This window comes from Streptomyces sp. GESEQ-35, from assembly GCF_017948485.1.
GTDB lineage: Bacteria > Actinomycetota > Actinomycetes > Streptomycetales > Streptomycetaceae > Streptomyces.
In genome coordinates this window covers 677,235-691,085 of sequence record NZ_JAFFSX010000002.1, presented here as the reverse complement: position 1 = coordinate 691,085, position 13,851 = coordinate 677,235, and the positions used below count along the sequence as shown (strand labels likewise).

Here is a 13,851-nt window from a genome sequence, read left to right as displayed (position 1 = left end):
GCTCACTCCTCGGCGGCGTCGGTGCCGGTGGGGGCGGCCGCCGGCTCGGCCGGCCCGGGCTCGACGAAGCTGTACGGCGGCAGCGGCCCGTTGAGGCGCAGTTCGAGGTGGGGGTAGGCCTTGCGGGTCTCCTCCACGGCGGTCACGAACGTTTCGGCCGCCCCGCGCTCCACCAGGAACGAGAGGTTGGCCAGCCAGCCGGTGGACTCGGGTCCCGTGCTGACGGCGGCGGCCATCGGTTCCAGGGCGCCGTGCACATCGGCCGCGTCCTCGGCCTCATGCGCCTTGACGGCGGCGACCACCATCTCGCCGAGCCGCAGCCGCTGCTCGTAACTGCCGCCGCCCGCCTGCCGGTTGGCCTCGGTCCTGGCCCGGATCTCCGGGTGCTCGGCGAGCACCCGGTGCAGGACGGCCTCTTCGTCGTGCACCGCCTTGACGTTGTACTCGACCTTGCCCTCCAGCGCCCGCAGGCGCTCCCTGTAGTGCTCGGCACGTTCGGCGAGCACGCCGGTGACGGAGTCGTCGTCCGGGGCGACGTTGCCGAATCGCATGGGCAGCACACATCCGCCGGCGCCGGTCTCGGCGAGCACGGTCTGGTGGGCCAGCAGGTCCCGGCGCTTGGGGCGCAGTCCGTCGGGCGCGTCGCTGACGAAGGCCGCCAGGTCCGCCTGCTTGAGCACGCGGACGGGGCGCGGCGGGTCGCCGACGCCGGACAGCTTCTTGGGCAGGGCCGGATGGGAGGCGGCGGTGATGCCGTAGACGTAGGTGCTCACTCCTGTTCCTCCTTGCGGAGCGCGGCGGTCGGCATGCCGGCGCGCGGCCTGGACTCGGTGATCTCACCGACGACTTCCGGCAGGCCCGAGGCGACGGGGGGACCGACGGGGAGACCGGTCGCGAGTTCGGGGGACCGCGGCCGGGCCTCCAGATCGAGCCGGTTGCACGCCTCGGCGAAGCGCAGATAGGTGTCCACGCTGGCCACGACGACGCGGACGTCGATCCTCAGGATCTCGATGCCGATCAGGGAGACCCGTATGAACGCGTCGATGACTATGCCCTTGTCGAGGATGAGTTCCAGGATGTCGTAGAGGCCGCTGGAGCCCCCTCTGACGACGGTCTGCTGTACCGGGACAACGGTCATGCCGACCGTTCCTCCTTGCCTGTGGATGCGGTGGGCGCGGGCTAGGGGCCACCGGGCCGGTATCCGTCGGCCCGCCCGCGTTCGTAGCGATGGATGCGCCGGTAGCCCATGAGGTGCCCCTGCGGATCGAGGTCGACCTGGTAGCTGGCGAGCAGGCTCATCGTGTCGGGGACCCGGACCACTTCCAGGACCTCGATCTCCAACGTCCAGCCGTCCTCGGTCTGTTCGAGGGACGACACCAGTTCGGCGGGCATGCCGATGAGCTCGCCGAGCTGGGTGCGCGCCCGGCGCAGCAGGTCAACGGGGTCCGGTCTGCCGTCCGCCCCGCTGCTCTCGCGCTTCTTCGATGCCTTGGGTGTGTCGGGTGAGTTCGTCATGGGCCCCCTCGAACGCCGAGTGGCCCCGAAGGGATGGGCCAAACCCACCGGATTTTCTCTGCTTCAGCCACGCAGCGCGTCGAGCCTGCGCCGGGCGGCGCGCATCGAGGTCCGGGGCGTCCAGCTCGGTCCAGGTGAGGGGTGTGGCCACCGGTGCCCCGGGTTCGGCACGGACCGTGAAGGGCGCGGCGGCGGTCTGGGCGTAGGCATTGCGCTGGACGTCCAGATACAGCCGGTCGCCGCGGTCCTTCTTGCGGGCGGCGGTGGTGAGCCGGTCGGGGTGCGCGTCGGCGAGGGTGTCGGCCAAGCGCTCCGCGGGCTGTGCCAATTTGCGTCTCCGCCGCGGGGCAGTGATGGGCCGTCGATCGCCTGCGGGCCCGTTGTGGCTGGTCGCGCCCGCGCGGCGGAGCCGCACATTGACACAGCCCCGCGCCCCTTCGGGACGCTGCCGAACCGCAGCCGACTTCAGCGGGCTCGCCAAGGTCGAGACCGCCTACGCGTGACAGCCATCGGTGCAGGGTGAGGCAGGCCTGGTCGGCGAGGTACACCAGGGTCGCGGTGTCGTCGCAGACGGTGTGGCGGACGGTGCCGCCCTCCTTGGGCACCTCGACACGGGTGATCCACTCCGGGTAGTGGTCCGGGGTGTTCCTCTGCATGAACCGCGGTCCGGGGCGACGGCCCGGTAGTAGTCGACGAGGTCACCCTTGGTGTACTCCTTCGTGTCCCCGTCGCCGCTCATCGCACGACCGCCTCCTCCACCAGCAGCCGCCCCGACGCCGCGATCGACTCGGCGTCGATGCCCGCGGCGTGCAGCTGCTCCTCGGGCGACGCCGAGCCCGGCATCGACCGTACGGCGAGCCGCACCAGGCGCGGTACGGGCCGGCCGTCGAGGAACGCGGCCAGGACGGCGTCGCCGATGCCGCCCTCCTCGCGGTGGTCCTCGACGGTGAGCAGGCAGCCGGTGTCCTCGGCGGCCTTGCGCAGGGTGGGCAGGTCGGCGGGCTTGACCGAGTACAGGTCGACGACCCGGACGGCGATGCCCTCCCCCGCCAGTGCGTCGGCCGCGGCCAGCGCCTCGTGCACGGTGACGCCGGCCGCGACGATCGTCATCCGGTCCTGTGCGGAGGAGCGCAGTACCTTGCTGCCGCCGACGGGGAACTCCTCGTCGGGGCCGTAGAGCACCGGGCCCTTGCCGCGGGAGGTGCGCAGATAGCGGATGCCGTCGCAGCCCGCCATGGTGGCGACTAGGTGCGCGGTCTGGTTGGCGTCGCACGGGTACAGGACGGTCGAGCCGTGCACCGCCCGCATCATCGCCAGGTCCTCCAGACCCATCTGCGAGGGCCCGTCCTGCCCGATCGCGACACCGGCGTGCGAGCCGACGAGGTTGATGCCGGCACCGCTGACCGAGGCCATGCGCACGAAGTCGTACGCGCGCGTGAAGAACGCGGCGAACGTGGACGCGTACGGCACCCAGCCGCGCGCCGAGAACCCCACCGCGTTGGCGACCATCTGCTGCTCGGCGATGTAGCACTCGAAGAACCGGTCGGGGTGTTCCTTGGCGAAGAACTCGGCCCGCGTGGAGTCGCCGACCTCGCCGTCGAGGGCGACGATGTCCCCGCGTGCGGTGCCGAGCGCGGTGAGCGCCTGGCCGTACGCGTCCCGGGTCGCGACCTCGTCGCCCGCGTCCCAGCGGGGCAGGTCGAGGTGCCCGGTGCGTACGGCGTGCAGCATCCGGGCGGCGGGCGGCTCCTGGACGCGGACGCGCAGGTCGCGTCGTCCGCCGAGCTCGGCGATCGCCTCGTCGGCGTCGGGCAGCGGCTTGCCGTGCAGTCCCTCGCGGTCCTGGACGGAGGCGACGCCCTTGCCCTTGAGGGTGCGGGCGAGGATCACGGTGGGCTGCCCGGTCGTGGACAGCGCCTCGCCGTAGGCGCGGTCGACCGCGTCGACGTCGTGTCCGTCGATCTCGATGGTGTGCCAGCCGAAGGCCGCGAAACGGCGTGCGTAGGCGTCGAGGTCGTGGCCGTGCCGGGTGGGGCCGCGCTGGCCCAGCCGGTTGACGTCGACGATCGCGGTGAGGTTGTCCAGATGCTCGTACGCCGCGTGCTCGGCGGCCTCCCACACGGACCCCTCCGCCAGCTCGCTGTCGCCGCACAGCACCCACACCCGGTACCCGGTGCGGTCCAGCCGCTTGCCGGCCAACGCGATACCGACGCCGACGGGCAGTCCCTGGCCGAGCGAGCCGGTGGCCGTCTCGACCCAGGGCAGCCGCCGGGGCGTCGGATGCCCTTCGAGCATGCTGCCCAGCTTGCGGAAGGTGAGCAGCGTGTCGTCGTCGACGGCGCCGGCCGCCTTGTACATGGAGTACAGCAGCGGCGACGCATGCCCCTTGGACAGCACGAAGCGGTCGGCGGCGGGGTGGGTGGGCCGGTCGAAGGCGTAGCGGAAGTGGTTCGCGAGCAGGACCGCCATGAGGTCCGCGGCAGACATCGAGGAGGTGGGGTGCCCGGAGCCCGCGGCGTCAGCGGCACGGACGCTGTCCACGCGCAGTTGCTGGGCGAGTTCCTGGAGTTCACCGGTGTTCATGAGGCTCCTTCCGCGGGGTCGTCGGGGCGCTTGACGGGGCCGGGTGGTTCGGGGTGCGCGGAGCTGTGCGGTGCCTCGATCGCCTCGTCCGGCTTCTCGGGCCCGGCCGGTTCCTCCGCCCGGCCCGGCACCCGCGGCAGTTCGGGTGAGGCCGTGTCCAGGGGCACCGACCAGGACCGTACGAGCCCCAGCTGGACGGCCTGGCGCGGCAGTACGGCGTCGAGCAGCCAGTCGGCGGCGACCCGGACGCGGTTGCCGGGCATCGCCGCGAGGTGGTAGCCGCGGGTGACCGCCCCGGCGAGCGGGCCGGCCAGCGGCACGCCGAGGGGGTTGGCCGCGGCCTGCGCGCCGCCCAGGTCGACGACGAACCCCAGGTCGCGGTGGCGGTAGACGCTCCGTTCGCCGATGCCGAGGGATGCCGCGACATTGCGGCCCGCGGTCCTGCCGTGCCGCCAGGCGTGCTGCGCGGTCATCGGTGTGAAGGAGCCGGGCTTGTTCAGGTCGGGCACGGCGGCCGCGTCACCGCAGGCGAACACCTCGGGCCGGCCCGGCACTTGAAGGTACGGGTCGACGATGAGCCGCCCGCGCTCCAGCGGCTGCCCGACACCCTCGACGAGCGGATCGGGCCGCACGCCCACGCACCACACGAGCGTGCGGGTCTCGACGAACTCCCCGTCGGTGAGCAGGACTCCGTCGTGCGTGGCCTCCTTCACCGAGGTCCCCATGCGCACCTCGACGCCCCGCTGCCGCAGTACACGGTCGGCGGTGCGCGAGAGATGCTCGTCCAGTTCGGGCAGGACGCGCGGCGCGATGTCGAGCAGCAGCCAGCGCGGGCGCATCTCGTCCCGCAGCGGATGCCCCCGCACCTGCGCGTCCGTGTAGCGCTGCCCCTGCGCGGCGACTTCGGTGCCGGTGTATCCGGCGCCGACCACGACGAAGGTGCACCGGGCGGCGCAGCTCTTGGGGTCGTCCGCGCCGGCGGCGAGCTCCACCTGCCGGGTCACGTGGTCGCGCAGGTACAGCGCTTCGGGCAGTCCGCGGAAGCCGTGGGCGTGCTCCGCGACGCCGGGGATGGGCAGCAGTTTGTTGACGCTGCCGACGGCGAGCACCAGCCGGTCGTACGGCAGCGTGCCGCTTCCGCCCTCGGGATCGGAGTAGTGCACGGTGCGCGCGTCGAGGTCGACGCCGTCGGCCTCGCCGAGCACCAGCCGTACCCGGGGCAGGGTGCCCGAGAGGGAGACGGTGACCCGGCGCGGCTCCAGGATTCCGGCGGCGACCTGGGGCAGCAGGGGCAGATACAGAAAGTAGTCGGTCGGGTTCAGCAGGGTGATCTCGGCCCGGTTCCGGGTCAGCCGGGACAGCGTGCGGGCCGCCTGATACCCGGCGAATCCGGCTCCGACGATCACGACGCGGGGTCGACTCACGGTTCGCCTCCGGACGCTGTGGCTCGTGCGAGGTCTTCCGCGTCCCCCTGGTCAGCGCCGCCAAACGTCGTGGGCAAGGTCATGGGCCGACTTGGTGGCAGGAGCGAGGAGATCAGGCAAATCGATCTCCTCTCCCCGACCGTCCCAACTAGGCTCGTGAGCATGGACATTCTGGGAGCCACGCTGCGCGTCTGCGTCGACGACCTGGAGACCGCGGTCCCCTTCTACGAACGCCTCGCGGGCGGCACAGCCCTCCGTTTCGAGCGCGGCGGCGTCCAGGTCGCCGCCATCGGCTGCTTCCTGCTGATGAGCGGACCCGAGGCCGAGCTGGAGGTGCTGCGCAAGGTCGCGGCGACGATCGCCGTCGCGGACGTCGACGAGGCCCACAAGGTGCTCACCGAGCTGGGCGCGTACATCGTCGCGGGCCCGGTGACGACGCCGGTGGGCCGCAACATGATCGTGATGCATCCGGACGGCGCGATCTACGAGTACGTGGACCGCCGCTCCTGACGCCTCACTGTGCCGCGGGCGGCCGCATACGGAAGTCGTGGCGGGCCGGGAGAGGCTCGTCGCTGATCCGGGCCCACAACCGCCCGATGCCTTCGTCGCCTTCGCGCAGGTCGGCGACCTCGAAGCCGGCGTCGAAGACGGCGCGGGCCTCCTCACGCCGCCCTTCCGCGAGCAGCAACTGCGCCTCGATCAGCCGGAACCGCCCGCGCGCCCGGGTCTGAGGACGCAGCCGCTCCCACACGGCACGCGCGTGCGTCGTACGGCGCACGGCGATCAGCGCCTCGACGGCCTCACGGCCCAGCGCGGCGGTGGCGGCCGTCCACCGTTCCCCGTCGTCCCGCCGCTCCCGGCACAGGTCGTCGAAGGCCTCCGCATACCGGTCGGCGGCCCTCTCGGGGTTGCCGCTCTCCTGGTCGGCGACAGCGAGGCAGCGCAGCAACGGCCACAGCGACGGGGCGAGTTCCAGCGCCCGCTCCCAGCTGCGCACCGCCTGCGCCCGGTCCCCGGCATGCCACTGGGCGACCCCGAGGTGGTACTCGGCGAGCGGAGTCGCGGGCGCCGTCTCCAGCATGTCCCGCCAGTGCGGCGCGACCAGCGTCTCTCCGGGCGGCTGCACCCGGCGCGGCTCGGGAAAGGCCCCGGCCCGCAGCAACTCCAGCCACGGCGCCTGGGCGTCCCCGAGCGTCCCCTCGTCGAAGGGCGTGCCCGGCAACTTCCACTCCCCGCGCACCACTTCGAGCGCGCCCCAGCCGGATCCGGCGGCCAGCACCTCACCGGGTTCGGTGTCGGCGCACGGCTTCCAGGCGGCGTAGGCGGCGTCGACGTCGGCGCGCGGCAGTACGGCTTCCAGCCGCTCCTCTGCCGCCGGTACCTCCGCAGACGCGCTCAACGGTCCGTACGCCTCCAGCCACGACACCTCGCTCTCCGCCTCCAGCCGCACATGCTCCAACTGGGTGCGCACCAGACCGGCCTGGATCTCGCAGTAGCCGCCCGTGTCCGGCTCGGTGAGCCACTCCTGCCAGCGCCGCCCGCCGCGCCCCGCGCCCCAGACGAACAGCTTGCGCCCGCGCAGCACATCGGTGGACGTCTGCACCAGCCCCTGCCCGTCGGCGTCGAGCGCGGCGATCCACCGCCTGCGCCCGTCGGGCACCTCGTAGAAGTAGTCGGCGGCGTATGTGCTGTTCAGCGGGTACGTCCGGTCGATCCCGTCGTACGACGGCACGGGCACCCAGCGCAGCCTCCGCTCGTATCCGAAGTGCCACGCCTCTTCGGCGGGCGCGAGCACCCTTCGTTCTTCCGGCACGGCGATGTTGGACCACCAGTACGTCGGTACCGGCCGCCGGTGCGGATTGCGGATGCGGACGCCGACGTACAGGAAGTCGGAGCCCTCCGGCAGCCAGAGGTCCACCTGGAAGGGCAGGTCGCGCAGCCGCTCCCACTCCCACAGGCGGAGCATCTCACCGCCGTCGGGGGCGGGAACGCGGGCGGCGTGCAGGGGCGAGCAGGAGAGCGTCGTATGCCCGGTGGCGCCGATGTTCCATTCGACGCCGCCGGAGTACCACGCGCCGTTGAGGGCGAAGTCGGCGGGCTGGAACACCGGGTTGCGGTAGAGGAGTTCGCGTCCCGTCGGCTTGTGGAAGAGGGAGGCGATACGGCCGCCCAGGCCGGGGAAGACGGTGGCCCTGAGCCGGTCGTTCTCGATCACGAGGGCGCCGATGTCGCGGGGTTCGCGCGTCCGGTCGTAGCCGTCCCGCACCCGCACCGGCAGCAGGCTGCGCAGCGGCTCGTATCCGATCTGCCGGGCCATGTCCCGCGGCAGGTCCTCCCGGTCCCGCTCGTCGACGCGGTGCACTTCATCCAGCGGACGAAGTGGCGGAAGGGGGTTGTCCGGGCCCAGGTCGGCTGCGGGCAGGGTCACTACGTCACGTCGGATCGTCGTCACGATCACCATGGAACCCGTACACAGCGGAGCTGGCCAGGGGCGCTACCGGTCAGGATTCCGCAAAGGCGGCCACGAGGGCATCGGCGTGGGCCCGACCGAAACAGGGGGAGGTGCAGCGCCCCAAGGGGCGCGAGGAACTGCGCGACCAGCCACGACGAAGCCGCAGACAGCCGACAACCTATCGGGGCACGACCCCACTCCCGGCACTTCCCGCGGAGCGCTCCGCGGTGATCGCCCACCGCTCGTGGTCCCGCCAGGCCCCGTCGATGTGGAGAAAGTCCGGCGAGAAGCCTTCCAGGCGGAATCCGCAGGCGCGGGCCAGGGCGATGGACGCGGTGTTGGTGGGCTGGACGTTGATCTCGAGCCGGTGCAGCCGCATCCGGCCGAAGGCGTATCCCACCACCAGGTCGAGCCCCTCGCGCATGAGCCCGCGCCCGGCCGCGTGCACGAAGGCGCCGTAGCCGACGGCGCCGCTCAGGAAGGCCCCCTCGACGATGTTGTTGATGTTGATGTATCCGCCGATGGCCCCGCCGTCCTTCTCGCAGACCAGGAAGCCCGCCTTGGTGGGGTCGTCGATCAGCCGGCCCGCGTAGGCGGCGTAGGCCTGTGTGCTGTCCGGCGGGAAGAGCCACGGATGGTGCAGGTCCTTGCTCTCCCGGGCCCGGCCGGCGAACTCGGCGCCGTCCGCATGGGTGAAGTGGCGTATGCCCACACGAGGGCCTTCGGCGAGATAGCGGGATGCGGTGTGCGGCATCCCGTCAGCGTACGACGGGCCCGGTTGCTCAGGGCTTACCTGCGCCGCCTCATGAAATAGGCACCGAACAGTGCGCCGATGATTCCCACGGCGAGCAGCGCCGTCCACAGCGGCATCGTCACCAAGGGGATCAGTAGCCTGATCTCGGTGGATTGGGTGTTCTCGAAAATGAAGATCAGGGCGAGGACGGCGAGCACCAGGACGGTGGTCCGGGCGGGGGTCAGGACCCCGCGCACGCTGCCGCCCCTCCCGCCGACCTTGCCGCCCTTCTCCGATGTCTTCGTACTCATACCACCAGCATGGTCCGCCCCCGGCCTTCACGCACGGTGAGCGCCCACCGTGCGTGAAGCCGGGCCGGTGAGCGCTCGCTCAGCCGCCCGCGACCGGCAGCTCCAGCACCCCTGTGTTCTCCGGTGCGCTGACCACGGTCACCGGCTTGATCCCCCGGTTCCCGAAGTAGGCGTCGTCACTCGCCGCGATCACGAACTGAAGCCGGTGCCCCTTCTCGTACCGGTGCACGATCCCGGGCAGCGTCACGGTGAAACTCTTGGTGACATCGGGGACACGGACCGGCGCGACCAGCCGGTGCACCAGCGTCTTGGTGCCGTCGGGCGCGACGTCGTACAGCTTGGCGAAGAGGACGAGCTTGTCGGCGGCGTTGCCCGAGCCCTGCGTCCGCTCGGCCTTCGGGGAGACCACCTTGAGCGTGGCCTTCGGCGCCCCGACGACGTCGACCGTGCGCGCCAACGGCTCGCTGGTCCAGCCCAGGTAGGTGCCCGGGGTGTCGTACGGCGCCGGATCGGGCAGCCCGATGATCCCGGTCAGCGAGCTCTCCGAATGGCTCGTGGAGATCAGCCAGTTGGTGTACGCACGGCTGCCGCGGGCCACCTTCTTGCGGTTGTCGACGAGCTTGCCGTCGCCGGAGAGGTACAGCTTCCGGCCGATCGCGGGGAGTTGGCCGGCGGTGGCGTAGGTGCCGCCCGGGTCGGTGATCCAGTCGCGGTAGTAGGCGAAGGCGGGTCCGGTGTCGACGTTCTGCTGGTGGAGGTAGCGGTCGAACCAGGCGAGGATGCGCTTGCCGACGTAGGAGGATTCCAGGTTGCCCTGGCTCAGGTTGAGTTCGCCGGACGCCGGGTCGGTGAGCCCGCCGCTGTGCCCCCAGGACTGCCAGATCATCTTGGTGGGTGTGCCCTGCGCCAGAAGCGTCTTGTACGTCGCCGTCGCCTCGTTGAGGTTGAAGAGGCTGTCGGCCTGTCCCTGGACCAGCAGCGTGGGTGCCTTGACGCGGCTGAGGTACGACACCGGGGACACGCTGTGCGCGTAGTCGAGCATCTCTGCGGTCTTGCCGGCCGGGTAGCTGCCGGAGTTGAGCGTACGGATCGTGTCGCAGGCCCTGGTGACGAAGTGCAGACAGGCGAGGGAGTTGATCCGGGACGGGTCGAGGCTGGGCTCCAGCAGTGGCTGGCCCTCGCCTATGAGGTAGAAGCCGTTGGTCCACTGCCATTTGAAGGCGCCGGGGACGCTGCCGCTGCCGACGGTGTTGTTCGGGTCGAGGGAGTAGGCGAGGTTGTTCCAGGTGATCATCGGGACCAGTGCGTCGACCCGGTGGTCGACGGCGGCCGTCGCCAGCTGGATGGCGCCGCCGTAGGAGCCGCCGATCATGCCGACCCGAGGATCGCCGGGGCCGTCCAGGGTCACGAAGTCGGCGTTCGTCCCGTCGTCGGCGGACCGTTTCCCGGCCAGGAAGTCGACGAGTTGCGAGGCGGCGGCTCCGTCGACGGCCGGGTCGTCCAGCGATATCAGGCAGCCGCTGCGGCCGAAGCCGAGCCCGGAGTAGACGAGGGAGACGTATCCGCGCTCGGCGAAGGCCTTGCCGATGGCGTTGGTGGAGCCGTCGTTCTTGCTGCCGCCGAAGCCGTTCGTGGCGACCACGGCGGGCGCGGGGTGGGCGGAGTCCACGCCGGCAGGCCGGTACAGGTCGGCGTCGATGGTGCAGGCGCGGCCGCCTGCCTGGACGGTGAACTTCAGTGCGGTGACCGTGTACTGGCCGGTCGCGGCGGCGGGTGAGGTGAGTGCGAGGGGTGCGGTGAGGGCGGCGCCGAGAGCGAGGACGAGCGGGACGCGGGATCTGGGCACACGTCGGGACACGTAGACCTCCACACTGAGGACAACCCGGGATACCGACCAGTAAGTACTGGCCGGTAATCATGGTGTGACACGTGTCAGGCGCAGGTCAATCGCCGTGACGGGTGGTTTTTGACAGAAGTTCAGTAGCGGCAGCTCAGCGCAGCGCGGATTCTTCAAACGTCAACGTGCCGGTACCGGCGTCGAGTTCGGCGGCCAGGCCGAAGGGGATGGTCAACGCCCCGTCACAGTGGCCGAACCCGAACTCCTCTACGACGGGGACGCCCAGTCGGCCGAGCCGGTCGGCGAAAACGGCGCGCAGTGCGTCGTAGGGACCGCATCCCTGCCACGATCCGAGCGCGACCCCGGTGACGCCGTCGAGCCGGTCCGCGCGCAGGAGTTGGGTCAGCATCCGGTCGATCCGGTACGCCTGCTCGCCGACGTCCTCGATCATCAGCAGCCCGCCACGGGCATCGGTCCGGGCGTGCGGTGTGCCGAGGTCGGACACGAGCAGGCTCAGGCATCCCCCGTAGGTGACGCCCCGGGCCCGCCCGGGAACCAGGGCGCTGCCGCGGGACGCGATGGAGCGGACCGTCTCGGGAGCGAAGAGGGTGGCCTTCAGGTGGTCCTGGGCCCGGGTGTTCTTGATGAAGTCGACGCCCGCGGCCGCGGGCCCGTACAGCGTGACCAGCCCAAGCCGCGTGGCGAACGCCTCGTGCAGCACGGTGATGTCGCTGAAGCCGACGAACACCTTCGGTCCGGCCGCGCGCATCGCGTCCCAGTCCAGCAGGTCGACCATGCGCTGCACGCCGTAGCCGCCGCGGGCGCACAGCACGGCGGCGACGGACGGATCGCACCACGCGTTCTGGAGATCGGCGGCCCGGTGCGCGTCCGTGCCCGCGAGATAGTCGAACTCGCCGTGCCGGTCGAGGACATGGGGTGCGACGACCGGTTCGAGGTCCCAGCCGCGCAGCACGTCGAGTCCGGCCTGAAGTCGCTCCTCCGCCACGGGCCCGCTGGGCGCGACGACGGCCACGCGGGCGCCGGGGGCGAGCCGGGTCGGACGTACCAGCTGCTTCACTTGGTGAGCTCCAGGGTGCGAATGCCGGACGGGTACAGGCCGAAGGCCTGTGCGTACAGGGAGAGTTCGGCCTCCAGGGCGCGGATCATGGTGTCGGCCCGCCGGAAGCCGTGCCCCTCCCCCTCGAAGGTGAGGTACGCGTGCGGCACCCGGCGGCCCTCCATGCGCGCCAGGAAGCGTTCGCACTGCGCGGGCGGACAGATCACGTCGTCCAGGCCCTGCAACAGCAGGAAGGGCGCGGTGATCCGGTCGGCGTGCTCGGCCGGCGACCTCTCCACGTACCGCGCGGGGACTTCGGCGAGCGGCCCCACCAGGCTCTCCAGGTACTGCGATTCGAAGTCGTGGGTCTCCCCCGATCCCCAGCCGGTCAGGTCGAGGATCGGGTAGACGATCGTGCCGCAGGCGTAGACGTCGGTCGTGGCGAGGGACGCGGCGCTGGTCCAGCCGCCCGCGCTGCCGCCGCGCACGGCGAGCCGGTCCCGGTCCGCGGTGCCCTCGTCGGCGAGGGCGAGCGCGACGGCCGCGCAGTCCTCGACGTCGACCACGCCCCACTGCTCACGCAGCCGCTCCCGGTACTCCCGCCCGTACCCGGTCGAGCCGCCGTAGTTGACCTCGGCGACGCCGATGCCGCGCGAGGTGAAGTAGGCGATCGCCAGGTCGAGCACGAGCGGCGCCCTGCTGGTGGGCCCGCCGTGCGCCCAGACGACATACGGCGGCAGCTCGTCGCCGGGCGCGACGCACGCGGGGTGGTGGGGCGGGTAGATGTGCGCGTGGATCTCACGTCCGGCGGGGCCGGTGAAGGTGCGGATCTGCGGCTCGGGGTAGTAGGCGGGGTCGACCGAGTCCTCGTGCGGGGCGCCGATCACCCGGGCCCGGCCCATGCGCGTGTCCAGCTCCACCACCTCGTACGCGGTGCGCGGGCTCGCCCCGACCGCCACGATTCGCTCGCCGTGTGCCGCCAGCGTGGGCGCGAACTCGGTCCAGGGGCCGGCGGCGTCGACGACCTCGCCGGTCTCCGGGTCGAGTACGCCGAGCGCGGTGGCGCCGCGGCCGTGCACGACGGCGATCAGTCCGCTCTCCAACGGGGCGAACCAGCGGTGGCCCAGCTTCCACAGAGGCCCGCCGAACTCCTCCTCGCGCGGGCAGAGGGGCACTCCGTCGCGGTAGAGGTTCCACCAGCCGGTGCGGTCGCTCGCGTACAGCAGGGAGCCGTCGGGTGCCCAGTCCGCCTGGGCGATGGACTCCTCGGGGCCGCCGGCGACCGTGCGAGCCGCGCGGAAGACACCGTCCACCGCGGCGACGACCAGTTCCGTGCCGTCCCACGGCATCCGCGGATGGTCCCAGGCGAGCCAGGCCGCACGCCGCCCGTCCGGCGAGATCCGCGGGCCGGTCACGAACCGGTGCCGGCCGTCGCTGAGTTCGCGGACGGCGCCCCGGTCCTCGGCGGCCGAGCCGTCCAACGGCACCGCGGCGAGCACCCGGCGCACGTCAGTGGGCGCGTCGCCGGTGAACTCCTCCATCACGCACCACACTTCACCGACGTCCAGGCGCACCTGCGGCTCGGCCCAGCGCAGGCCGGCAGGGGTCAGCGGGCGCGGCTCGGCACCCGGCTCGTACCGGTACAGCCGCTGGTCGGCGAAGTTCACGAACACGACGAGCGGTCCGGCGGCACCGGCCCAGGGCTGTCCGCCGTACTCGATGACACGACTGCGCACGTTCCACGGCGGAGGCAGCATCGACTCCTCGGTGCCGTCGGCGCGGCGCCTCACGAGCGTGCGCCGGCCGCCCTCGGTGGGCCGCGGCTCGGTCCACCAGGCCTCGTCGCCGACGAAGCCGACGTACTCGGGATGCCCGTCGTGCGCGGCGGCGAGGGCGGCGTCGATCGGTGACGGCCACGAGCCGTATGCCAGCTCCATGC

General features: G+C 71.9%; 12 protein-coding genes and 1 pseudogene. 1 reads left to right on the top strand and 12 read right to left on the bottom strand.

The genetic code is table 11. From position 1 onward, the window contains the following. Positions 1–2: 2 nt before the first annotated feature. The 6 genes and pseudogenes from KCH87_RS06545 to KCH87_RS06525 form a co-directional block, all read right to left on the bottom strand. On the bottom strand, positions 3–773 hold the full coding sequence (locus KCH87_RS06545; RefSeq protein WP_210584896.1) for a GvpL/GvpF family gas vesicle protein: 771 nt from the start codon (positions 771–773) through the stop codon (positions 3–5). Next, positions 770–1,138: a gas vesicle protein GvpJ gene (gene gvpJ, locus KCH87_RS06540; protein ID WP_210584895.1), complete on the bottom strand. Its 369-nt coding sequence runs from the start codon at positions 1,136–1,138 to the stop codon at positions 770–772. The genes KCH87_RS06545 and gvpJ overlap by 4 nt, the downstream gene beginning before the upstream one ends. A gap of 41 nt (positions 1,139–1,179) precedes the next feature. Further along, positions 1,180–1,515, bottom strand: a complete 336-nt coding sequence (locus KCH87_RS06535; RefSeq protein ID WP_210584894.1) for a gas vesicle protein — start codon at positions 1,513–1,515, stop codon at positions 1,180–1,182. Further along, positions 1,436–2,254, bottom strand: a pseudogene (locus tag KCH87_RS50710) (ATP-dependent DNA ligase). Before KCH87_RS50710 ends, KCH87_RS06535 begins: the two are co-directional and overlap by 80 nt. Then, the gene (locus KCH87_RS06530) at positions 2,251–4,098 is read right to left on the bottom strand and encodes a transketolase (protein ID WP_210584893.1); all 1,848 of its coding nucleotides are present in this window, start codon (positions 4,096–4,098) and stop codon (positions 2,251–2,253) included. Before KCH87_RS06530 ends, KCH87_RS50710 begins: the two are co-directional and overlap by 4 nt. Continuing rightward, positions 4,095–5,522, bottom strand: coding sequence for an NAD(P)/FAD-dependent oxidoreductase (locus KCH87_RS06525; protein ID WP_210584892.1), 1,428 nt, complete (start codon positions 5,520–5,522; stop codon positions 4,095–4,097). Before KCH87_RS06525 ends, KCH87_RS06530 begins: the two co-directional genes overlap by 4 nt. 162 nt (positions 5,523–5,684) lie before the next feature. Here KCH87_RS06525 and KCH87_RS06520 point away from each other — a divergent pair, with 162 nt between their 5' ends. Beyond that, positions 5,685–6,032 carry a VOC family protein gene (locus KCH87_RS06520; protein ID WP_210584891.1) on the top strand — a complete coding sequence of 116 codons (348 nt, stop codon included), beginning with the start codon at positions 5,685–5,687 and terminating at the stop codon, positions 6,030–6,032. Positions 6,033–6,036: 4 nt separating this feature from the next. On the opposite strand, the gene KCH87_RS06515 is transcribed toward KCH87_RS06520, so the two are convergent. From KCH87_RS06515 to KCH87_RS06490, 6 genes are all read right to left on the bottom strand, one after another. Further along, positions 6,037–7,983, bottom strand: coding sequence for a DUF5107 domain-containing protein (locus KCH87_RS06515; RefSeq protein WP_210584890.1), 1,947 nt, complete (start codon positions 7,981–7,983; stop codon positions 6,037–6,039). Between the two features lie 169 nt (positions 7,984–8,152). Further along, the gene (locus tag KCH87_RS06510; protein WP_210584889.1) at positions 8,153–8,728 is read right to left on the bottom strand and encodes a GNAT family N-acetyltransferase; all 576 of its coding nucleotides are present in this window, start codon (positions 8,726–8,728) and stop codon (positions 8,153–8,155) included. Positions 8,729–8,763: 35 nt separating this feature from the next. Next, positions 8,764–9,018: a lipopolysaccharide assembly protein LapA domain-containing protein gene (locus tag KCH87_RS06505; RefSeq protein WP_210584888.1), complete on the bottom strand. Its 255-nt coding sequence runs from the start codon at positions 9,016–9,018 to the stop codon at positions 8,764–8,766. A gap of 79 nt (positions 9,019–9,097) precedes the next feature. Next, positions 9,098–10,876, bottom strand: a complete 1,779-nt coding sequence (locus KCH87_RS06500; protein WP_210584887.1) for a CocE/NonD family hydrolase — start codon at positions 10,874–10,876, stop codon at positions 9,098–9,100. 133 nt (positions 10,877–11,009) lie between these two features. Next, a complete protein-coding gene (locus KCH87_RS06495; protein WP_210584886.1) occupies positions 11,010–11,933 on the bottom strand; it encodes an LD-carboxypeptidase in 924 nt (307 codons plus the stop codon). Next, the gene (locus KCH87_RS06490) at positions 11,930–13,849 is read right to left on the bottom strand and encodes a prolyl oligopeptidase family serine peptidase (RefSeq protein WP_210584884.1); all 1,920 of its coding nucleotides are present in this window, start codon (positions 13,847–13,849) and stop codon (positions 11,930–11,932) included. Before KCH87_RS06490 ends, KCH87_RS06495 begins: the two co-directional genes overlap by 4 nt. Positions 13,850–13,851: the final 2 nt, after the last annotated feature.